The 20,275-nt window shown below is 56.9% G+C and carries 18 protein-coding genes; 6 read left to right on the forward strand and 12 right to left on the reverse strand.

The window, feature by feature from the left end; all coding sequences use genetic code 11:
* Position 1: 1 nt before the first annotated feature.
* Entirely contained in the window at positions 2 to 1,426 is a 1,425-nt protein-coding gene (locus NWQ23_RS00460) for a M48 family metallopeptidase (protein WP_306164227.1), read from the reverse strand.
* 146 nt (positions 1,427 to 1,572) lie between these two features.
* On the opposite strand from NWQ23_RS00460, the gene NWQ23_RS00465 reads away from it, so the two are divergent.
* Together NWQ23_RS00465 and NWQ23_RS00470 are read left to right on the forward strand one after the other, a co-directional pair.
* Entirely contained in the window at positions 1,573 to 2,100 is a 528-nt protein-coding gene (locus NWQ23_RS00465; RefSeq protein ID WP_306164229.1) for a hypothetical protein, read from the forward strand.
* Positions 2,101 to 2,298: 198 nt separating this feature from the next.
* Complete coding sequence (locus tag NWQ23_RS00470) at positions 2,299 to 2,814, forward strand: CAP domain-containing protein (protein ID WP_306164231.1); 516 nt, start codon at positions 2,299 to 2,301, stop codon at positions 2,812 to 2,814.
* A gap of 100 nt (positions 2,815 to 2,914) precedes the next feature.
* Here NWQ23_RS00470 and NWQ23_RS00475 read toward each other — a convergent pair whose 3' ends face one another.
* Complete coding sequence (locus NWQ23_RS00475; RefSeq protein WP_306164233.1) at positions 2,915 to 3,700, reverse strand: class I SAM-dependent methyltransferase; 786 nt, start codon at positions 3,698 to 3,700, stop codon at positions 2,915 to 2,917.
* Between the two features lie 63 nt (positions 3,701 to 3,763).
* Between NWQ23_RS00475 and gloB the strand changes: the two genes are divergently transcribed.
* On the forward strand, positions 3,764 to 4,537 hold the full coding sequence (gene gloB, locus NWQ23_RS00480; RefSeq protein WP_306164235.1) for a hydroxyacylglutathione hydrolase: 774 nt from the start codon (positions 3,764 to 3,766) through the stop codon (positions 4,535 to 4,537).
* A 180-nt stretch (positions 4,538 to 4,717) separates the two neighbouring features.
* Positions 4,718 to 7,042 (forward strand): ATP-dependent Clp protease ATP-binding subunit ClpA, encoded by a 2,325-nt coding sequence (gene clpA, locus NWQ23_RS00485; protein ID WP_306164236.1) that lies wholly within the window; start codon positions 4,718 to 4,720, stop codon positions 7,040 to 7,042.
* A 102-nt stretch (positions 7,043 to 7,144) separates the two neighbouring features.
* Here clpA and urtE read toward each other — a convergent pair whose 3' ends face one another.
* The 5 genes from urtE to urtA all read right to left on the reverse strand — a co-directional run bounded on the left by urtE (position 7,145) and on the right by urtA (position 12,985).
* Entirely contained in the window at positions 7,145 to 7,840 is a 696-nt protein-coding gene (urtE, locus tag NWQ23_RS00490) for an urea ABC transporter ATP-binding subunit UrtE (protein ID WP_306164275.1), read from the reverse strand.
* Positions 7,833 to 8,582 carry an urea ABC transporter ATP-binding protein UrtD gene (urtD, locus tag NWQ23_RS00495; protein WP_306164238.1) on the reverse strand — a complete coding sequence of 250 codons (750 nt, stop codon included), beginning with the start codon at positions 8,580 to 8,582 and terminating at the stop codon, positions 7,833 to 7,835. The genes urtE and urtD overlap by 8 nt, the downstream gene beginning before the upstream one ends.
* A complete protein-coding gene (gene urtC, locus NWQ23_RS00500; RefSeq protein ID WP_306164239.1) occupies positions 8,579 to 9,745 on the reverse strand; it encodes an urea ABC transporter permease subunit UrtC in 1,167 nt (388 codons plus the stop codon). Before urtC ends, urtD begins: the two co-directional genes overlap by 4 nt.
* Positions 9,746 to 9,748: 3 nt before the next feature.
* Positions 9,749 to 11,692 carry an urea ABC transporter permease subunit UrtB gene (gene urtB, locus NWQ23_RS00505; RefSeq protein WP_306164240.1) on the reverse strand — a complete coding sequence of 648 codons (1,944 nt, stop codon included), beginning with the start codon at positions 11,690 to 11,692 and terminating at the stop codon, positions 9,749 to 9,751.
* A gap of 66 nt (positions 11,693 to 11,758) precedes the next feature.
* Positions 11,759 to 12,985, reverse strand: a complete 1,227-nt coding sequence (urtA, locus tag NWQ23_RS00510) for an urea ABC transporter substrate-binding protein (protein WP_306164276.1) — start codon at positions 12,983 to 12,985, stop codon at positions 11,759 to 11,761.
* Between the two features lie 462 nt (positions 12,986 to 13,447).
* Here urtA and NWQ23_RS00515 point away from each other — a divergent pair, with 462 nt between their 5' ends.
* Complete coding sequence (locus NWQ23_RS00515) at positions 13,448 to 13,663, forward strand: DUF2805 domain-containing protein (protein ID WP_306164241.1); 216 nt, start codon at positions 13,448 to 13,450, stop codon at positions 13,661 to 13,663.
* Positions 13,664 to 13,715: 52 nt separating this feature from the next.
* Positions 13,716 to 15,059 (forward strand): AarF/ABC1/UbiB kinase family protein, encoded by a 1,344-nt coding sequence (locus tag NWQ23_RS00520; protein ID WP_306164242.1) that lies wholly within the window; start codon positions 13,716 to 13,718, stop codon positions 15,057 to 15,059.
* Positions 15,060 to 15,129: 70 nt separating this feature from the next.
* On the opposite strand, the gene NWQ23_RS00525 is transcribed toward NWQ23_RS00520, so the two are convergent.
* The 5 genes from NWQ23_RS00525 to NWQ23_RS00545 all read right to left on the reverse strand — a co-directional run bounded on the left by NWQ23_RS00525 (position 15,130) and on the right by NWQ23_RS00545 (position 20,274).
* The gene (locus NWQ23_RS00525) at positions 15,130 to 16,731 is read right to left on the reverse strand and encodes a peptidoglycan -binding protein (RefSeq protein WP_306164243.1); all 1,602 of its coding nucleotides are present in this window, start codon (positions 16,729 to 16,731) and stop codon (positions 15,130 to 15,132) included.
* Positions 16,732 to 16,734: 3 nt separating this feature from the next.
* On the reverse strand, positions 16,735 to 17,817 hold the full coding sequence (locus tag NWQ23_RS00530) for a biopolymer transporter ExbB (protein ID WP_306164277.1): 1,083 nt from the start codon (positions 17,815 to 17,817) through the stop codon (positions 16,735 to 16,737).
* A 155-nt stretch (positions 17,818 to 17,972) separates the two neighbouring features.
* Positions 17,973 to 18,524, reverse strand: coding sequence for a gamma-glutamylcyclotransferase (locus NWQ23_RS00535; RefSeq protein WP_306164279.1), 552 nt, complete (start codon positions 18,522 to 18,524; stop codon positions 17,973 to 17,975).
* Positions 18,525 to 18,562: 38 nt separating this feature from the next.
* Positions 18,563 to 19,096, reverse strand: coding sequence for an isopentenyl-diphosphate Delta-isomerase (gene idi / locus NWQ23_RS00540; protein ID WP_306164244.1), 534 nt, complete (start codon positions 19,094 to 19,096; stop codon positions 18,563 to 18,565).
* Positions 19,093 to 20,274: a geranylgeranyl diphosphate reductase gene (locus tag NWQ23_RS00545; protein ID WP_306164246.1), complete on the reverse strand. Its 1,182-nt coding sequence runs from the start codon at positions 20,272 to 20,274 to the stop codon at positions 19,093 to 19,095. The genes idi and NWQ23_RS00545 overlap by 4 nt, the downstream gene beginning before the upstream one ends.
* Position 20,275: the final 1 nt, after the last annotated feature.

The following is a 20,275-nucleotide window of genomic DNA, read 5'->3' on the forward strand; positions in this document are numbered from 1 at the left end:
ATCAAAAGTTCGATTCAATCCCCATCAGAAACTGCACCGTCGAAGACGTGTTTTCCTCGGCACTTGATTCTGTACGTCGCGCCGAAAGTGTCACGCTGGGCGAGAACCCGAAGTAGGTAAATTCAACGAAGGTTGCGTTGACTTCCGCACCCACAAAGCGGTCGCGACGCCCGTCCAGTGTTGTCGTAAACTCGGGGTAGTCGCGGTAACCCACCTGCATCGAGGTCGAAAGCCGTGTGCCAGCGATAGGCTCTGCAAGGCCATAGCCAAAGCCAATCTGGTATTCATCAAAAGAGCCCTCCGGTCCGGCCTCGCGCTGTCGGTATAGAAAACTCAGCTGGAAAAGATCATTATTCGCCAGACCGCGATTGTAGCTGCCAGTCCAATCGTATGTTTTTGAATCCAGCAAGAACGGTGTCAAAGATTGCTGATCGCGGAACGAGACCCCTAGATTGATTGATGTATCAGGATCAATCGGGAACGTCTGCTGCAGATCCAGATCCTGATAATCCACCAGTCTTTCACCACCTTCCCAAAAGGTCCCGAAACTGATGCCAGCACTGACGGGGCCAAAGGGGCTGATGTTGTTTTGTCTGCGCCTGAGGCCGATCTCGGCGACAAGGGTCGCGAAATCCCGACCTTCAACATCCCTGACGGCTGTGATTGGCGACGACTCAAGCAGGTCTTTGGACTCTGACGAGAGCAGATAGGTTTCCCCTGACAGCCGCCCGGTCAAAGAAGTGATTTGGGACGCGTCTTGAGACAGGCGGTAGTCAAGGTCTGCGCCGATTGCAAAGGCGATGCCGGACAAAGCGCGCCGGTCTTCGGGTAGTTCAAAGGTCAATCCAATGCTCTCCAGACGCAAGATACCGTCATTTGAGCCGTTATTGATGTTGTCGGTGGGCGCCACGAAAGCGGTAAACTCTACCGAAAGCGGATTGGCACGCACGGTGTTGATATAGGCAAGCACAATTGACTGCGCGTCCTGTTCGGTTTGAGCGTGGTTCGCAGCCCGGCGCAGCCAGAATTCCGATCTGACGTATTGGGCGTTCTGAAAGCGTGCACTGGCGATGAGCCGTGCGGCTTGAAACCGTGCCTCCTCTGTGGCCGCGATGTCATAGGCGCGCTGCCCAGTGGCAGCAGCTTCTTCCAAGTTTCCAAGTTCCATCTGCGCCAGACCCAAGAGGTACAGCCCAACAAAACTGTCTGGGCTGGTTGCGAGGATTTCGCCCGCAATGACCACAGTTTGCGCAGGATCCCCTGCAACAAGTGCTGATTCCGCCCGCTCTTGCAGGTCCGGCAGAGCCGATGCGGGCGTTGTCCAGATACTTGCGCATAGCAAGACAGCCCGTTTGAGATTCGTCTTCTTCACCACCACGACACTTTCTACGTCAGCCGCCAGCATGAACATTCTTTCTATCTTCAACAAGCGCAGGGCGCTTCTGCGCAAGCATTTGCAAAGACTGCATAAATTATAAGCGGAATGCTGCCGTCTGTTGCCGCAACGTGTGATTTTAATTTTGTCATAACGCGGTTGGCCTTAGCAATGTCGTCGGGGCAAGGAGAATCATGATGAAGAAGTATGTGACTGTTTGTGCATTGATGGCGCTGCCCGCGTGTTTTGGCGTGGGCAACGGGGTCGATCTGACACCAACCCGTCCGGTGGAAGACGTGACCAGTCAAGCGCAAGCGTCGTTGGATGGCCTGCGCGCTGCAAATCTCGCTTCGCTCCAATTCGATTCAAGGGTCGGTCTTATCGTGCAGAATCACGCCAACGACATGTTCAACCGAAACTATCTGAGCATTTTTGAGGCCGGCTCTGACGTTGGAGGTGGTGTGGAGCGCGATCTCGGCGATGATCTCAATGATGCAGGACTGCCATGGGATGAGATTGTCCAGATGGTTGCTCAGGGTGATTTAGCGGTCAGCGAAGTTATGACAGGGTTTGCAACCACCGGCAGCGCAGCGGGAAGTCAGGGCAGCAATCAGGTTGATTTGGCAAATGCCTTGGCCAGTGAAGACTATGAGCTCTTCGGGCTTGGAAAAGCGGGAACAGGAGCTGATGTGCGTTGGGCACTCTTGCTGGTAGATCCGCAGTAGAAAAGCGGAGTGGTCTACAGGGTCTCTTTGCGGCCTGCCTGGGGATGTCCTGCTGAAACAACCAAAGCGTTCCTTTATTTGCAGGCAGATCGCCGGACTGGGTCGTTAAGTGGGAACTCTGGTCTGCATGTCATTGAGTGAGTAGTCTTTTTGTTTCTTCAAACACCGTCCGCAACAGTTGACTGAAAGGTTTAGGCAATGAAAAGAGCAGTCTGCATCCTTGCGATATCCATACTCGCGGCCTGCGGTAGTGCCGGTACCGGTACCGGTACCGATGATAGCATCGACACCAGTGCGAGCGCCACCGCACGATCGCTTGTCGCGATCAGCAATGCCCCTGACCGTTCCTTTGCCAGCATGTTGAACAGTGTCCGGTCTGTAAATGGCGCGGCACCTGTGACCTACGATTCCAGACTAGGTGTCGCCGCCCAAAGGCATGCCGATGATATGTTGGCAGGGAATTTCTTTAGCCACACCGGTAGCGATGGATCAACAGTAGGGACGCGCGTGACGGCTGCAGGCTATAACTGGCAGCGCGTAGGCGAAAACATCGGGCGGGGTCAGGACGACGAGGAAGATATCTTGCGCGCTTGGGTGAATTCTTCGGGCCATCAAGCCAACAATGTTGACCCGCGTTTTGAAGACTTCGCGCTCGCAAAAGCCGGGACTGGATCGCAGCAATATTGGGTCCTGGTCCTTGCCAGAGAATTCTAGAGAGCATTGCGATCCAGAGGGCAATCGCAATTCCCCGCCCTTGCCTTGGGAGCCGACCCCATTTGTGACCCGGTCTATCGCAAAACAAAGCAAGAGAGCTTTAGCGCGGCACATCCCTGACCATCGTCCGTGAAGGTGCGGCCTCTGGTTTTGGGTTGGGCTTTGCAATGCCTTCCAACGCTTTGAAAGGTTTGCGTACGGCCTCGGTCAGGCCTGGCCTTGTGGGGGCTGCCATCTGCTTGCTGACTTCGACGATCAACACACCACCTGCCGCGACAACAGGCATCTTGCGCCCGACCGTTTCCAGAAAACCTGCCGATTTACGCCAGACCTTCCTGGCCGACGGCGGTTGGTAGAGCGTGGACATCGTCCGCTCGGTCACGAATTGATGGCGGCGCAACTGTGCCTCGAGTTGGCCAAGCGAATAAGGCCGGCCGTAGCCAAAGGGCGTCGCATCCGACCGTGACCAAAGCCCTGCGCGGTTGGGCACGATGAACACTGCCCGCCCGCCCGGGCCCAGCACGCGCCATGCCTCGTCCAACAAGACCGAGGGCTGTTCTGTGGTTTCCAGCCCGTGAAGCATGACGAGCCGGTCCACCTTGCCGGTTTCAATCGGCCAAAGCGTGTCTTCACACAGGACGCTGACGTTCTTTCCATCCGCAGGCCAAGGCATGACCCCTTGTGGTCCGGGCATCAGCCCGATCACCCGCCGCGCGTCTTTCAGGAAAGGCCGCAGCAACGGCAGGGCAAAGCCGAACCCCACCACCATATGTCCTTTGGTATCGGGCCACATCGCGACCAGTTCATCCCGGATCACCTTTTGCGCCGCGCGCCCCAGCGCGCTGCGATAGTAGAAATTTCGGAGATCAAGAACGTCCAGATGCATTGCGGTTTGCGGCTCCTTGGGCAAAGCTGTGGGGTAAGCATAACAAGAGAAGGCAGGTATTCCATGACAAAGACATCACCCGTTGAATTAGTCGTGGTTCCCTGCAGGACGGATAACTATGCTTTTCTGGTTCATAACCATGAAACCGGGCAGACTGCCTTAGTCGATGCCCCAGAGGTTGCCCCAATACAGGCGGCACTGGCCGCGCGCGGCTGGCAGCTAAGCGATATTCTGATCACCCACCACCACGACGACCATATCGCTGGCGTGGATGCCTTGCGTGGCTCTGCCCGTGTGATCGGTGCTGCCGCTGACGCGCATCGTCTGCCCGCGCTTGATCTGGCCGTTGCAGAGGGCGATATGGTCACCGTCTGCGGGCAGATGACGCAAATCCTTGATGTGTCCGGCCATACGGTTGGCCACATCGCATTTCATATGCCTGATGCAGCTTTGGTGTTTACCGCCGATAGCCTCATGGCGCTGGGCTGCGGGCGTCTGTTTGAAGGCACGCCTGCGCAGATGTGGGACAGCATGCAAAAGCTGCGCGCCTTGCCTGACGAAACATTGATTTGTTCGGGCCACGAATACACCGCCGCGAACGCGCGTTTCGCGGCCTCCCTTGACCCGGACAATCCTGATCTTATGTCTCGTATTGAGGGGATCACAGCGGCACGTGCAGCAGGGCAGTTTACGGTCCCTTCGATCTTGTCCGTTGAAAAGCGCACAAACCCGTTTTTGCGCGCAGATGATCCGGAACTTAAGGCCGTTTTGGGCATGGCTGACATATCCGACGTGGATGTTTTTGCTGAAGTACGCTCCCGGAAAGACAAGTTTTGACCACGTTGTTGTGAAACGCTGGTGAAAAGCAGGTCAAAAGACAGGCATCACGCAGAATGTGAAGCCAAAATCGAAGAAAGTCCTTGAAGGTTGGCAAATAAAACCAAACCTTAAGGATAAGAGGCCACGGTAGATGTGTGCGACGCAGGCATCGACCCCCGATATGAAGGAGCACAGCAGGTGCCATCATTTTCGACCACACTAGAGCAGTCCATTCACGGCGCGCTTGCGCTGGCCAATGAACGTAGACATGAACTTGCCACGCTGGAGCATTTGCTGCTGGCGTTGATCGACGAACCCGACGCCGCACGCGTCATGCGCGCCTGCTCTGTGAACTTGGATGATCTGCGCAAGGATCTCGAAGACTTCATTCAAGAAGAGCTATCTTCGCTGATCACAGACGTCGAAGGGTCTGAAGCTGTGCCAACAGCCGCTTTTCAGCGCGTCATTCAGCGTGCTGCCATCCACGTGCAGTCGTCTGGTCGCAGTGAAGTGACCGGTGCGAATGTGCTTGTCGCGATCTTCGCGGAACGCGAAAGCAATGCAGCCTATTTCCTGCAAGAGCAGGACATGACCCGTTATGACGCTGTGAACTTTATCGCCCACGGCGTGGCGAAAGATCCGGCCTTTGGCGAACAGCGCTCTGTCAAAGGCGCTGCCGAAGAGACTGAAACGATTGCCCCGAACGATGGCGAAGACAAAGAAAGTGCATTGGCGAAATATTGTGTCGATCTGAATGCCAAAGCCACCAAAGGCGATGTTGATCCCTTGATCGGCCGCGCTCACGAGGTCGAGCGTTGTATTCAAGTCCTCTGCCGTCGCCGCAAGAACAACCCGCTCTTGGTGGGTGATCCGGGCGTTGGCAAAACCGCGATTGCCGAAGGTCTTGCCTTCAAGATCGTGAATGGTGAAACGCCAGAGGTCTTGTCAAAGGCGACAATCTATTCGCTGGATATGGGCGCCTTGCTGGCTGGTACACGGTATCGCGGCGATTTCGAAGAGCGGCTGAAAGCTGTGATGACCGAGATGGAAAATCACAAAGACGCAGTGCTGTTCATCGACGAGATTCATACCGTTATCGGGGCCGGTGCCACCTCTGGTGGGGCCATGGATGCATCCAACCTGCTTAAGCCTGCGTTGCAGGGCGGCAAGCTGCGCTGCATGGGATCGACGACCTATAAGGAATTCCGCCAGCACTTTGAAAAGGACCGCGCCCTTGCCCGCCGGTTCCAGAAGATTGACGTAAACGAGCCATCGGTCCCGGATGCGATCAAGATCCTGCAGGGCCTCAAGCCCTATTTCGAAGAGCATCACCACATCAAGTATACGGCCGAAGCCATCAAGTCGGCGGTCGAGCTGTCTGCGCGCTATATCAACGACCGTAAATTGCCTGACAAGGCGATTGACGTGATCGACGAGGCGGGCGCTGCCCAGCATCTGGTGGCCGAATCCAAGCGCCGCAAGACAATCGGCGCAAAAGAGATCGAAGATGTCGTGGCAAAAATAGCCCGCATCCCTCCCAAGAACGTGTCCAAGGACGATGCAGAGGTGCTCAAGGATCTTGAGAAGTCGCTCAAGCGCGTTGTATTTGGTCAGGATAAAGCGATCGAGGCGCTATCCTCCGCGATCAAACTGGCGCGTGCCGGTTTGCGTGAACCCGAAAAGCCGATTGGCAACTATCTGTTTGCAGGGCCAACAGGCGTGGGCAAAACGGAAGTTGCAAAGCAACTTGCTGACACGCTGGGTGTCGAACTGATGCGCTTTGACATGTCAGAGTACATGGAAAAGCACGCGGTTTCACGCCTGATTGGTGCGCCTCCTGGTTATGTCGGCTTTGATCAGGGCGGCATGTTGACAGACGGCGTGGATCAGAACCCGCATTGCGTTCTGCTGCTTGACGAGATGGAGAAGGCGCACCCTGACGTCTATAACATCCTGCTGCAGGTCATGGATCACGGCAAACTGACCGACCATAATGGCCGGACCACGGATTTCCGCAATGTGATCATCATCATGACCTCGAACGCCGGTGCGGCAGAGATGTCAAAGAATGCTTTGGGCTTTGGCCGCGAGGCACGGACAGGCGAAGATACGGCGGCAATTGAACGGATCTTTACGCCGGAATTCCGCAACCGTCTGGATGCGATCATCAGCTTTGGCGCATTGCCAAAGCAGGTCATCATGCAGGTGGTTGAAAAGTTCGTGCTCCAGCTCGAGGCGCAGTTGATTGATCGTAATGTCCACATCGAACTGACCAGTGCAGCAGCCGAATGGTTGGCCGACAAAGGCTATGATGAAAAGATGGGTGCGCGTCCCTTGGGTCGTGTCATCCAGGAACACATCAAAAAGCCGCTGGCCGAGGAATTGCTGTTTGGCAAGCTGGTCAAAGGCGGGATTGTCAAGGTTGGCGTGAAGAAGGGCGAATTGGAGCTTACCTTCGAGGCGCCCGCCCAAGGGCGGATCGCGAACAGCGGAAACAAACCGCCCTTGCTAACCGCAGACTAAAGCCCATCTCGCGCAATTACGAAAAGGCCGTCATCCTGACAGGTGGCGGCCTTTTTTCTTTGTGTGACAGGGTAGTTTGTAGCGCGTCCAGATTGAGCGCCTTTAAAGCGCCAGATCCTGCATCAGCATCTCTTTGCTGTAGCTCTCTTTGGGTGCGCTGCGCTTTACTCTGCCTTGCTCCATCACTGTAAACGTATCAGCAATCCGATAGGCAAAGTCGGCGTTCTGCTCGACCAGAACAATCGCCATTTCCCCCTGATCGCGCAGTAGTTCCAGTGCGTCACCGATCTGCTGGATCACGTTGGGCTGGATCCCTTCGGTGGGTTCGTCAAGCAAAAGCACCTTGGGCCGTGTGATCAGTGCGCGCGCAATAGCCAACTGCTGTTGCTGCCCGCCAGAGAGGTCGCCACCGCGCCGCGTCTGCATTTCGCGCAGCACTGGGAACAAGGCAAAAACGAAATCGGGGATTTCGTGGTCAGACTTCGGCAGGCAGGCAAACCCGGTTTCAAGATTCTCGCGCACCGTCATCATCGGGAAGACTTCGCGCCCTTGTGGGACATAGGCGATCCCTGCGCGCGCAGCGTGATAAGCCGAAGCAAGCTGGACAGCGCTGCCGTTGACCGATGCGGTTCCCGCGGCAATTGGATGACGGCCAGAGATCGCCTTTAACAAGCTGGTCTTGCCCACCCCGTTATTGCCCATCACAGCTGTGATCTTGCCCACCTCGGCCCCAAGCGAGATGTCAAAGAGGATCTGGCTTTGCCCATATTTCAGATCGACATTGCGCACATCAAGCATGGGCGCGCCCCAGATAGACATCAATCACCGTTTGATTCGAGGTCACATGGTCAAGGCTACCCTCGGCCAGTACTGCACCTTCGTGTAGCACGGTGACTTTGCAATCCAACCGCCGCACAAATTCCATATCATGTTCGACAACAACGACCGCGCGGGTTTTCGCGGCTTCCTTGAGGATATCTGTCGTCTTTTCACGCTCTTCCGGTGTCATCCCCGCTGCGGGTTCATCCACCAGCATCAGCCGCGGTTCCTGCGCCAAGAGCATACCGATTTCCAGCCATTGCTTTTGCCCGTGGCTCAGCTCTCCCGCGACACGGGTCAGGCTATCTGTCAGGCCGATCTGTTCGGCGACGGCCTCGATCCTTTCGGCATTGGTCTTGGTTTTCTTGTGCATCAGCACCGCAAAGGGCCCACGCGGGGTTTTCAGCGCCATCGCGAGGTTTTGGCGCACGGTCTGCGCCTCGAACACCGTTGGCTTTTGGAATTTCCGCCCAATCCCTTCGCGCGCAATCTGGCTTTCGGACATGCCAAGCAGCGAGATGTTCTTGTCGCCCCAGATAACGCGGCCCTCGTCCGGTTTGGTCTTGCCGGTCACGATGTCCATGAAAGTCGTCTTGCCCGCTCCATTGGGGCCGATGATGGCCCGCAATTCGGTTTTGGCGAAATTGATCGATAGGTTGTTGATGGCGCGGAACCCGTCAAAGGTGACTGTCACGCCAGAGACTTCAAGCAGCATACTCATTGTTGTTTCCTGACCAGCAGATCAAACAGCCCGCCGATCCCTTTGGGAAAGAAGAGCGTGACCGCAACAAAGGAAAACCCCAGCAGGACGAGCCACCAGTCTGTCCATTGGATAACGTAGAAACCAAGGTTGATGTTCGGCGCACCGCCCCCCGTGAACCAGCTGGACAGAAGCGAGACGAAAGCCGCCCCGATGGCTGCGCCGTAAAGCCGCCCGCGCCCGCCGATGGCGACCCAGACCGCCAGATAGATCGACGCGATCGGAGCGATTTCACCGGGGTTGATAATGCCTGCCTGCGGATAGTAGAGGGCGCCCGCAATCCCCGCGACGACCGCGGTCGTTGTGAAAATGAACAGTTTGTAGCTTTCCACATGATAGCCCAGAAACCGCACCCGCGCTTCGTTATCGCGAATGCCTTTGACGACGCTGCCCATTTTGCCCGACACGATCCAGGCAAAGAAAATATATCCTGCCGCCAACGCGATGGCCGAGGCGATAAAGAAGACAATCGAGATCACCGCCTGCGATGTATCCTCATAGCCGGGGATGTTCTGAAGCCCCGAAAGACCATTGTTGCCGCGCAGCCCGCTGTCGTTCTGGAAGAGATAAAGCGCCAATGCGAGCGTCATCGCCTGCGTCAGGATCGACAAGTAGACCCCTGTTACACGGCTTCGGAAAGCCAGCCAGCCAAAGACCAGCGCCAGCAAGCCGGGTACCAGGATCACCATCAGCAGTTGCAGGAAAAGACTGTCGGCAAAGCCCCAGATCAGCGGAAACTCCGAACTGCCGACAACCCCGAAAATCTGGTTTCCGATGGCATCCGATATCTCTTGCGGTGTGGGCGGGAGCGGCTGCCCTGCCAAGCTTTCGATCACGATACCTTCGGTGCGGGCATACATCAGCCACATGCCCACGGCATATCCGCCGATCCCGAAAAATGCGAAATGCCCCAGCGACAGGATCCCGCAATAGCCCCAGACAACATCCATCGCGATGGCTACCAGACACAGGCAGAGCGTCTTGCCCAGCGTCTTGACGAAAGAGGTTGAGATAAGACCGATACCCGTGACTTCGGAGAGGATGGTGACCACGACCGTAAAGATCGCCAGCGCCAGAATGAACCAGAGCACCGAAGGGTTTTGAGAGATAAAAGTTTTGCGCATCGCTTAGTCCGCCGCCGCCCGACCCTTGAGGGCGACGATGCCCTTGGGCCGGAATTGGATGAACAGAATGATGAAAAGGATCATATAGGTCTGCGCGGCAAGTGTATTTGACGGGTTCAACCACTCGATCCCTTTTTGCAGGAAACCGATCAGCGAGGCACCGGCCAGCGTACCCCAGACGTTGCCCACACCGCCCACAACCACGGTCATGAAGCTTTGCACGATGTAATCGGCCCCCATTTCCGAGGTGACCTTGGCATAAAGGCCAATGGCGACCCCTGCGATCCCCGCGATCCCGGACCCAAGACCAAAGGTGAGCATGTTGATCCGGTCGGGGTTGATCCCCATCGAGGCCGCCATGCCGGGGTTTTGGGTCACGGCACGCACCTCCAGCCCCAGACGGGTGCGCTTGAGCACAAAGAGGATGAGTGCCAGAAACAACAGCGCGAGCACGAAAATCGCAATGCGGATATAGCTGATCGCGATGACATCGTTGAACACCAGCGCCCCGTCCAACCACTCTGGCGATGTCAGCGGGCGGGCTTGGGTGCCAAAGATATTCTTGGCCAACTGCTGTAGCGCAATCGAGATGCCGAAAGTCGCCAGCAAGGTTTCCAGTGGGCGGTGATAGAGGTGGCGAATGACAAGTCGCTCCATCGTGACCCCTGCGCCAAAGGTGATCGCAAAGGCCAACGGCAGGGCGATGATGATCGACAGCGTGTAATCGGGCACAAACTGCTGCACGACAAAGCCGGTATAGGCCCCCATCATGATAAATTCGCCATGGGCCATATTGATCACGCCCATCACGCCAAAGGTAATGGCAAGTCCGATGGCAGCCAGAAAATAGATCGACGCGAGCGAAAGCGCGTCCAGCCCCAGATCAACGGTCTGGCTGAGGGCGACTTTGGTCTCGATCGCATCCAGTGCAAAGCGTGCCGCATCGGTGATGACCGGATCAGGTTCGGCATATTGCAGATAGAAAGTATGGGCAGCGACGGCTTCTGCCTGTTGTTCCGCTGTCACCCTTGGAGCCACGGTACCGGCAGCCGCCAGCGTGTCATAGGCTGTTGCGCGTGCCGCGTCGGTATCAAGGCTTGCAACAGGCAGACCGCCAACCATGCCGCCGTCGATATTGGCGACCAGTGCATCGCGGATAGCGTTGTTCGGGATGAGCGCGGGGGCCAGTTCCGCCGCGACAAGACGGGTGTAAGCGTCAGTCGCGCTCAGGTCTGTGCCGACGACCAGCACTTGGGCGATATTTGCGCCCTCAGGGACGCTGACGGCAACGCCGGGAGATGTTGCAAGGATCGTATTCAGGACCGCGCGCACATCAACCGAAAGATCACCGGAGAGCGCTTCAATCGCTGCGATGCGCGCCTCTTGCGTCTCGGCGAACAGCGCGCCAAGCATACCGGCCAGGCGGGTCTTGACCTCTTTCAGATCGGGGTCAGGTTCCGCCGCGATAGAGGCCGCGAGGGGGGCAAGCTGGCTGGCGTCCATACTGCGTGCAATCGCATCAACGGCTGCCTGGCGTCTTGAGATGTCAGGGTCAGACAGTTGGAACTGAACCAAAGCATCGCCAATCGCGCGGCGGACACCACCATTGGGGCGGGATTCAGTCAGCTCCGCGCTAACGGATGTGCCGACGACTTCGGCTGTATCCAAATCTGTCAACGTGATTGTGCCGCCCGCTTCGGCTGCGCGAAAGAACAGGCCATCCGTACTGCGTTGCACGATTTCGCGGTCGCGCCATGCTTCAAGAAACGGCAAAGCCTGGGGCAACCCGCTGGCAATCAGATCGTCCAGAACAACGCTGACGCTTTGACGGCCGGGGTTGAGAACCTCTTCGTTGTGGGTTTGCAGGATGTCCTGCAAAGACTGTGCCACTGCCACGGCAGGGATGGTCAGCCACAGGGTAAGGGCCAATGAAAGCAGTCGGAACATGTAAAGGGGGCCAATCTGTCAGACAGAGGAATGGCACGGGACAGAAAGCCCCGTGCCGTCAGTGTCTTAGTAGTTCGATGTCAGCTGAACACAGGTCTGCGTTTCGGTGTTATACATACCGCAACCCAGCGTTTCCCAGTCAGACATCAAAACAGCCGATTCAGGCAGATAGTCTGTCCATGCGTCGCCCGGGACTTCTGCTGTCTGGCTGACGATGTCAAACTGGCCATCTGCTGTGATTTCGCCAATCAACACTGGCTTGGCCAAGTGGTGGTTCGGCAGCATGACCGCTGTCCCGCCTGTCAGGTTCGGGAATTCCTGCCCGTACATGGCTGCGCGCACAGCATCGACATCAGTTGTGCCTGCTTCGGTGACTGCGTTCACCCACATGTTGAAGCCGATATAGTGGGCTTCCATTGGGTCGTTGGTCACACGATCTTCGCCCATTTTGGCTTTCCAAGCGGCGACCCATGCGTCGTTCAACTCGGATTCGGCAGACTGGAAGTAGTTCCAAGCGGCCAAGTGACCGACAAGGTCGGAAGTGTCGAGGCCGGAAAGCTCTTCTTCACCCACCGAGAAGGCGATGACAGGCAGATCGTCGGCGGATACGCCAGCGGCCGCAAGTTCCTTGTAGAAGCCGATGTTTGCATCGCCGTTGATGGTCGAGATCACACCAACCTGCTTGCCGTCGGCGCCAAGGGCGACAACGTCAGCAACAATTGTGGCCCAGTCGGAATGACCGAATGGGGTGTAGTTCACAAAGATATCTTCAGGCGCGATGCCCTTGGAGATCAGATAGGCCTCGAGGATGTTGTTGGTTGTCCGTGGATAGACATAGTCGGTGCCAAGCAGGGCGAACTTTTCGACGCCAAGCTCTTCAAGGAAGTAGTCCGTTGCAGGAATGGCCTGCTGGTTTGGCGCAGCACCGGTGTAGAATACGTTTCTGGAGCTTTCTTCGCCTTCGTACTGCACAGGGTAGAACATCAGGCCGTTGAGTTCTTCCAGAACAGGCAGCGCGGATTTACGGCTGACCGATGTCCAGCTGCCAAAGATCACGTCAACTTCGCTGACGGTCAGCAGTTCGCGGGCCTTTTCGGCAAAGAGCGGCCAGTCGGAAGCAGGGTCAACGACAACTGCCTCGATCTGGCAGCCCAAAAGACCGCCTGCGGCGTTCTGGTTTTCGATCAGCAGCTCGACTGTGTCCTTCAAGGTTGTTTCGGAAATCGCCATGGTGCCGGACAAAGAGTGCAGCACGCCAACCTTGATCGGGTCGGCACATTGGGCGGCAGCCATGCCAGTGGTGCCCAAGAGGGCAGTCAATGCAAGAGCAGAGGTTTTCATTTTCATAAGTCTTTGGTCCCCGTTGTCGCTGCGGGCGGTTTGGGGGACGTTTGTGCCCCTTTAAAACCGTGAGCCAACTCTCTAAGCAGGGCCCGCAACAGTGATGTTGTAGTCGCGTGGAGGGTGCAATCTTGCAGGATGGCCCTTCGCGCGGCGTTTATGCCGAAGTGCGGCAAACACAGTTGGCTTCACTGGACGAAGATGTGCCAGACCAGACCGCCTTTGGACTGGGGTGCGGCCTGAAGCGCTCAATTCAACGCCATTGATTTGGGCAGATGCCTAAAGTATTGCCGCTTCGTGAACGCCTGGCAAAGGGGCGTGGCGCATCTTGTCATAAAGGCATGGAAGAATGGAATCGCCTCAGGATGTGCGTTCCGCATTGCCTTGGGGCTGGTCACAGCTAGTTTACGTCGCATGACCAAGACCCCTGCACTCTCGCCCGAATATGTGAGTGACATCGTTCAGATGGCATTGTCGGATCATGTGAGCTTTCACGACATCCGCCGTGAATACGGGATGGCGGAAAAAGACGTGAAAGCGTTAATGCGTCAGACGCTGAAAACCGGCAGCTACCGTGCTTGGCGCAAGCGGGTCCGCGATTTTGGGGATCGCCGCGAAAACTATAAGTAAACGCGCCTGATAAAAAGCTGGCCCTGCGGCTTGGCGCGTCTATCTGTAGTCGATGAACCAGAAACACAAAGACGCCCGCGCACTTGCAGTGCCCGCCAGCCGGTTTTCCCGGTTTAGCGGGCTTGGCACGATGACGGCAGGGGTTGCCGGTAACATGGCGATCAACGGTCTTGCGCAGTTGGCGCAAGGCCAAAAGCCTGCAATGCGCGATTTGCTGGTGACACCGCGCAATATCGCGCGGATCACGGAAAAGCTTGCCCAGATGCGCGGTGCCGCAATGAAGATCGGGCAGTTGGTGTCGATGGATACGGGCGAGTTTCTGCCCCCCGAGATGGCACAGATCATGGCCCGCTTGCGCGACGATGCGCATTTCATGCCGCCTGCCCAGCTTAAGCAGGTGTTAAATGCCAACTGGCCCGAGAACTGGTTGCGCTCTTTTCAGAAATTTGATGTGCGGCCCATTGCGGCGGCCTCCATCGGGCAAGTGCACCGCGCGCAACTGAAAGACGGCACTGATCTTGCCATCAAAGTGCAGTATCCCGGGGTGGCCAAGAGCATCGACAGTGATGTTGCCAATGTGGGCGTGCTGATGCGGATGTCCGGCTTGCTGCCCAAAGGGTTTGAATTGGCCCCCTATCTGGAGGAAGCGCGCAAGCAATTGCATCAGGAAACCGACTATGCACTGGAGGGCGAGAGCCTTGCGCGATTTGGCGCGCTTTTGGCGGGTCAGTCTGATTTTGTCGTTCCAACCTATCAACCGGAATGGAGCACGGGCCAGATTCTGACGATGTCTTTTGTCGAAGGTGTCCCGATCGAAGCGGTAAACAACCAATCGCAAGCCGAGCGGCACCGGATTGCGGACGCGCTGATTGGCCTGACCCTGAAAGAGTTGTTCGACTATGGTTTGATGCAGACAGACCCGAATTTTGCCAACTACCGCTATGATCCAAATACGGGAAAGATCATCTTGCTTGATTTCGGCGCAACCCGCGCCCTTGATCCGGTCATCGTGGACCAATACCGCCGCTTGCTTGCCGCCGGCTTGGCGGATGACCAGCAAACACTGGCAAAGATCGCGATCGAGATGGGATTTGTCGGGGCAGATACAGCGCCGCGCCATCGTGACGCGATCATGCACATGATGGAGATGGCCTTTGATGCCTTGCGGCAGAACGGACCGTTTGACTTTACCGATAAGACCCTGCCGCGTGCGATGCAGGCCGCGGGCATTGCCTTGGCCGAAGACGGTTTTGTGCCGCCACCTTTACCGATTGACGTGCTGCTTCTGCAGCGCAAGTTTGGCGGGATATTTTTGCTGGCGAGCCTATTGGGCGCGCAGGTCGACCTGTCGGGGTATCTTGGGAAATATACAAATGCGGCGGCTATCCCAGCCTAAGCCTATCTGCATATGACACCCTTGGCGCGCCCGTTTTCAACAGGGTGTCGCAAAGCACATGTCGCGCTTGCTACCTTTCGGTCAGCTTCAATTCGATCCGGCGGTTCTGGGCGCGGGCCTCTGGTGTATCTGCCGGATTGAGGGGCTGGAATTCGCCAAATCCGTTTGCAGCCAGCCTTTGCGGATCAATACCGAGGTCATTCGACATGAAGCGCACAACCGAAAGTGCCCGCGCTTGGCTTAGCTCCCAGTTGTCAGCGAAACGTCCGCCGGAATTGACAGGGATATTGTCGGTATGTCCGTCAACTCGGATCACCCAATCGATGCCGTCAGGGATATCATCTGCGATACTGCGCAAGATATCCGCGATGTTTGCGATCTCGTCTTCGCCTGCGGGTGACAGGGTGGCACTCCCCGGCTGAAACAGGACCTCGGAGTTAAAGATGAACCGGTCGCCTTCGATGCGAATCCGGTCCTGACCTTCGAGGATCTGGCGCAGTTCACCAAAGAAGGTGGATTTGAACCGAGACAGGTCCTCTGCCTCTGCTGCAAGGCGTTCGGCCTCTTCTTCCAGTCGGGCGGTTTCGGCCTCGAGGCGCTGCCGTTCAGCTTCTTCCAGCAAGCGCCGCTGGCGTTCTTCCGCCACAACGCGGGCAAGGGCCGTGTTCAACTGCGCGCCGAGCGTTTCGATTTGCACCTGCGCTTCACGGTCTGCTTCTTCGGCAAGATTCAGCAGGGACTGGAGATTGCCGACCTGCATACGCAGGGCCGCAATCTGCTCGTTCAACAATGCTACTTGCCTTTGGCTTTCGGCCGAAAGTGCTTGTTCTGCGGCCAACTGTTCATTGGCGACTGCAAGCAGGGCCGCTTGCCGTTCGGCCTCGGTTTCGATGTTGCCTTGCGCGGCACGTGCAGCCGCCAGAAGCGTCAGCGTATCCTCTGCCTCTTGGCGCTGCCGTTCCAGATTGAGGGTCATTGCGGTCAGTTCAGTATCTGCGTTCGCCAAACGCTCGCGCAAGGCTTCAGCGGCGGCGGCGCTGGTCAACTGGTCCGCCTCCAGCGCTGTAATCTGCGCTGCGTTCGCGTCATTCTCGATCTCGAGATCAGCGATAAGCGCTTCCAAGGCCTCACGGCGCGCTGCCGCGAGCCGTGCCGCTTCGGCACCTGCATCAATTTCGGTTCGGGCTTGGGCGAGTGCGAGGTTCAGCGCCTCTTGCTGGGTCAAAAGCCGTTCCTGTTCGGCTTCCAAACCCGCGATGCTGGCGCGGGCTTCGCTGCGTTCGGTCAATAACCCTGCGACCTGCGCCTCGAATTGCGTAATCTCGCTTTGGGCCCTTGCAAGCGCCTGATCCTGCGCTTCGCGCTCAGCAATCAGTGCGGCGATCCGCCCTGCTTGCAGTTCAGCCTGCGCATTTGCATCTTCAAGGTCGGTCGTGAGCGCGGCAGTCCGATCCCTTTCAAGACCGAGTGTCGTTGTGAGGGCGGCTAACTGACCGCTCAGCGCGTCCAGTTCTGTTTCCTGTCCGGTGATTTGTTCGCGCAGGACAAACTGGATCACCATAAAGATCGTCAGGACAAACATCAGAACCAGCAAGAGGCCTGTCATCGCATCCACGAAGCCGGGCCAGATCGCGTTTTGGAACCTGTTCGATGATCTGCGGCTCAGCGCCATGGATCAGCCTCTATCCTTGATCGCGCTCGTCAGGTTTGCGATGTCGCCGCGCAGGTCGCCAATGCTTTCCTGCCGGCCCGCAGACATCTCTTCGAGGATACGCAGCAGTTGCACATCAATCGACCGCAGCCGCATCCGGCTTTCGGCATCGATCCCTTCCATGCCGCTGTCATCCAGCTTCTTGATCAAGGCTTCTTGGCCGATTGCCACGCGTTCAAGCATTGCGGTGCTGGCATTCGCGGTATTTGACTGGGTCATTTTTTCGATCGCGGTTGCGAGCGCGCCGAACCGGCGGTCGTTGTCTTCGCGGTCGGCGTCGGTCTGGCCCATCATCATCTGGATCGTATCCATCAATTCGCCAAGCTGGTCGACGAAGGCACCCATGACACCCATATCAGCGCCGCTGCCCTCTTCACCGTCGATACCGACCCGAGTGATCGTTGACATCCATTCTTCCAGCTCCCGGTAAAAACGGTTTTGGCCATGCCCGGCAAAGAGCTCCAGCAGGCCGACGATCAGCGATCCAGCTAGCCCCAGCAAAGAGCTTGAAAAGGCCGTTCCCATGCCGCCAAGCTGGGCCTCAAGGCCGGATTGCAGGCGCGCAAAGATATCTGCACCGGATTCGCCTTCGGCTGGATTGAGTGAGCGGATCGTCTCGACGAGTGCGGGTACTGTGGTTGCAAGGCCATAGAACGTCCCCAACAGACCAAGAAAAATGAGCACGTTGCCGATGTACCGTGTGATCTCGCGGTCTTCGTCGATCCGTTGCGCCACCGAATCAAGAATTGATCTGCCGGACGAAGATGAGATCTGCGTGCGTGCGCCGCGCGAGCGGAGCAATGTCGCCAAAGGTGCCAGCAATGATGGTGCAGTACTGTAGGAATGCCCGCCTGAGTCTTTCGCGAACCGCTCGATCCAGCGCACCGAGTTCATCAGCAAGAAGACTTGATTGAAGCAGGACAGCACCCCCAGAACGAAGACGCCCAGGATGACCCCGTTCAAATATGGGTTCGATTGGTAGATCGCGGTGATCTGCTCCAGCCCGAGGTAAAACCCAGCACCAACCAAACCGATCACGATCAACATGAACAGAAGTTGGCGGATAGGCTGTGAAAACTGTGGCGGTGCCTTGGGTTCCCGTTTGTCCGACACGGATGGGAGTCCTCATATTGTGTGACTATTATGCTCGCATAGCATCATATAGCTGCGCTGCCGCAAACCCAAATAAAATCAGCCTCGGCTTATGTTGCAGTCAAGGCACGCACGCGCTGCACAAGCCAATCCATATCCGCGTCATGGATGCCCAATTGCGTCAGGTGATCGGCGGTATTGAACAGGTACTCGGTATTTGGTCCTCGCCCGCCGACGGCAAAAGCGATGATCTGCGCCTGCTTTTCGAGGTCAAACTGGCAATATTGCACGTGGTCGCGGTTGATAATGTAGGCCAGCGCGGGAATCGTTTCCCCCTCATCGCTGATGAGGTTGACCGTATCTTCGTAGTAGGCCGAAGAGATCAGCTCGCGTTCGCGCAGCATGGTAAGAACTGCGTCCTCTTCGTCTTCGGCGACTTCAAAAGCAACACCGGTACATTGCCCGCCCTTTTGTGCATCAAGTGCCAGCACCAAGCCCGGATCTTCTTCCGAGCCACGATGATGAATCGAGAGCATGCAAAAGCTGCGATGGTAATCGTGCAGGCGCGCTCTGACCGTCTGTTTTGGTGTGAATCCGGGGTTCCACAAGAGTGACCCATATCCAAAAACCCAAAACGCCATGCTGTTGTCCCCTTTTGCCAAGTGTCCATAAACACTGGAATCGACAAAACGAAAAGGGGTCAGCCGGCGCTTATCAGATCTCCAAAGATCGTCGCGGTATGGTCTTGCAGATAAATCCGGAGCCAAGGTGTGTACTGCATCGGGTGCCGCGCCACCTCTGCTGTCAGATCATAAAAATCGACCCAGCGGGTGTTCATGACCTCGTCAGGATTTGGCGCGATCCGAAGGCCATTGGGTGCATCTGCCACAAAGACTTCGACAACCTCATGTTCGATCAGGCCACCACCCACATCCGCACGATATTCGATCTGGTCGCGATGCGTCGGATAGACACCGGAAATGCCCAGCTCTTCTTCCAAGCGCCGCACTGCGCAATCTGTAGCGTCTTCGTCCCATTCGGGGTGCGTACAGCAGGTGTTCGCCCAAAGGCCCGGTGTGTGATACTTGCCCATCGCGCGTTGTTGGATCAGCACGCGACCGCGGTTTATCACAAAGACACTGACGGCTTTGTGCTTCAGGCCGCGCTGATGCGCTTCCAGCTTTTCAACAGGTTTGAGGATGCCGTTTTCCCAGGCCGGGATCATGATCGTCATGTCCGAAGGGGAGACACCAACCGTGTCAAATGTGCAAGGTTTTTCACCCCAATCTTCAGGTGCGCCATCGGGCGGGCCGCGACCAGCTTTTTGTTCATGTAGGCCTCGAAGGTCAGTTTCTGGACATCCACATCGTGACAGAGCGACACAAACCGTTCGCGCCGTTCGTCACTGCGGTAATAGGCATTTTGCATGGCGCCGAGAACCCTGAATACCTGTTTGTGTTCTCGCATGAAGAGTTTGCGCGCCAATTGCAAATCCTTGATCCGGCCTGTCTTGAGCTTTGCAGCCACAGCGGTTGCCGCGACACGCCCACCGATCATGGCATAATAGATGCCTTCGCCTGATGATGGTGCCACAACACCCGCGGCATCGCCAGCCAGCACAACGTCGCGCCCGTTGTCCCAGCGTTCCAGCGGTTGCAGCGGGATGGGTGCGCCTTCGCGCCTGATTGTTTTGCAATCGGTCAGTCCTGCGCTGGCCCGCAGATCGGCGGTTGCCTGTTTCACGTCCACCGATTTGACAAGTGATCCCATGCCGATACTGGCCTGACCGCCGTGCGGGAAAATCCAGCCGTAGAAATCGGGGGAAATGCGACCGTCATAGATCACGTCGCATCGCGCGGGATCGTAAGATTCCGTGCGTTCGGGCGCTTCGATAATTTCATGATAGGCGATCACATAGGGGATTTTGTCACCCCCCGGCACACATTGGCGCGCTACGTTTGATCGCGCGCCGTCTGCCCCGATCACCATCTTGGTGTCCAGTTTCAGTTCATTGCCGCTGATTTTGTCGCGGTAAAGGACGTGGGTCCCTTCGGCATCGCGGGTGATCTTGGTGAACGTCCCTGTATAACGGTGCGCCCCGGCCTTGACGGCCCGATCCCGCAAGAAGGGATCAAAAGATTCACGGTCAACCATGCCGACAAAGCCGTTCTCAATCGGGATATCCACATGCCGTCCAGAGGGCGAGATCATCCGCGCCGTCGTGACTTTCGCAACGATCTGTTCGTCAGGGATAAAGAAATCTTCGATCAGCCTTGGCGGGATCGCGCCGCCGCAGGGCTTGATCCGCCCGTCGCGGTCAATGAAAGCGACCTTATGGCCGGATCTTGCAAGGTCTTCTGCGGCTGTGGCCCCGGATGGGCCTGCGCCGACGACGACGACATCATATTGCATG

It is taken from the genome of Yoonia sp. (assembly GCF_030731595.1).
GTDB lineage: Bacteria > Pseudomonadota > Alphaproteobacteria > Rhodobacterales > Rhodobacteraceae > Yoonia.

Bases quoted from the DNA above. Each gene is read 5' to 3' on its own strand.
- NWQ23_RS00465 (WP_306164229.1), top strand. From the start codon at position 1,573: ATGAAGAAGTATGTGACTGTTTGTGCATTGATGGCGCTGCCCGCGTGT.
- NWQ23_RS00470 (WP_306164231.1), top strand. From the start codon at position 2,299: ATGAAAAGAGCAGTCTGCATCCTTGCGATATCCATACTCGCGGCCTGC.
- NWQ23_RS00475 (WP_306164233.1), bottom strand. From the start codon at position 3,700: ATGCATCTGGACGTTCTTGATCTCCGAAATTTCTACTATCGCAGCGCG.
- gloB (WP_306164235.1), top strand. From the start codon at position 3,764: ATGACAAAGACATCACCCGTTGAATTAGTCGTGGTTCCCTGCAGGACG.
- urtE (WP_306164275.1), bottom strand. From the start codon at position 7,840: ATGCTTGATGTGCGCAATGTCGATCTGAAATATGGGCAAAGCCAGATC.
- urtD (WP_306164238.1), bottom strand. From the start codon at position 8,582: ATGAGTATGCTGCTTGAAGTCTCTGGCGTGACAGTCACCTTTGACGGG.
- urtC (WP_306164239.1), bottom strand. From the start codon at position 9,745: ATGCGCAAAACTTTTATCTCTCAAAACCCTTCGGTGCTCTGGTTCATT.
- urtB (WP_306164240.1), bottom strand. From the start codon at position 11,692: ATGTTCCGACTGCTTTCATTGGCCCTTACCCTGTGGCTGACCATCCCT.
- urtA (WP_306164276.1), bottom strand. From the start codon at position 12,985: ATGGCTGCCGCCCAATGTGCCGACCCGATCAAGGTTGGCGTGCTGCAC.
- NWQ23_RS00515 (WP_306164241.1), top strand. From the start codon at position 13,448: ATGACCAAGACCCCTGCACTCTCGCCCGAATATGTGAGTGACATCGTT.
- NWQ23_RS00520 (WP_306164242.1), top strand. From the start codon at position 13,716: ATGAACCAGAAACACAAAGACGCCCGCGCACTTGCAGTGCCCGCCAGC.
- NWQ23_RS00525 (WP_306164243.1), bottom strand. From the start codon at position 16,731: ATGGCGCTGAGCCGCAGATCATCGAACAGGTTCCAAAACGCGATCTGG.
- NWQ23_RS00530 (WP_306164277.1), bottom strand. From the start codon at position 17,817: ATGTTGATCGTGATCGGTTTGGTTGGTGCTGGGTTTTACCTCGGGCTG.
- idi (WP_306164244.1), bottom strand. From the start codon at position 19,096: ATGACGATCATGATCCCGGCCTGGGAAAACGGCATCCTCAAACCTGTT.
- NWQ23_RS00545 (WP_306164246.1), bottom strand. From the start codon at position 20,274: ATGCAATATGATGTCGTCGTCGTCGGCGCAGGCCCATCCGGGGCCACA.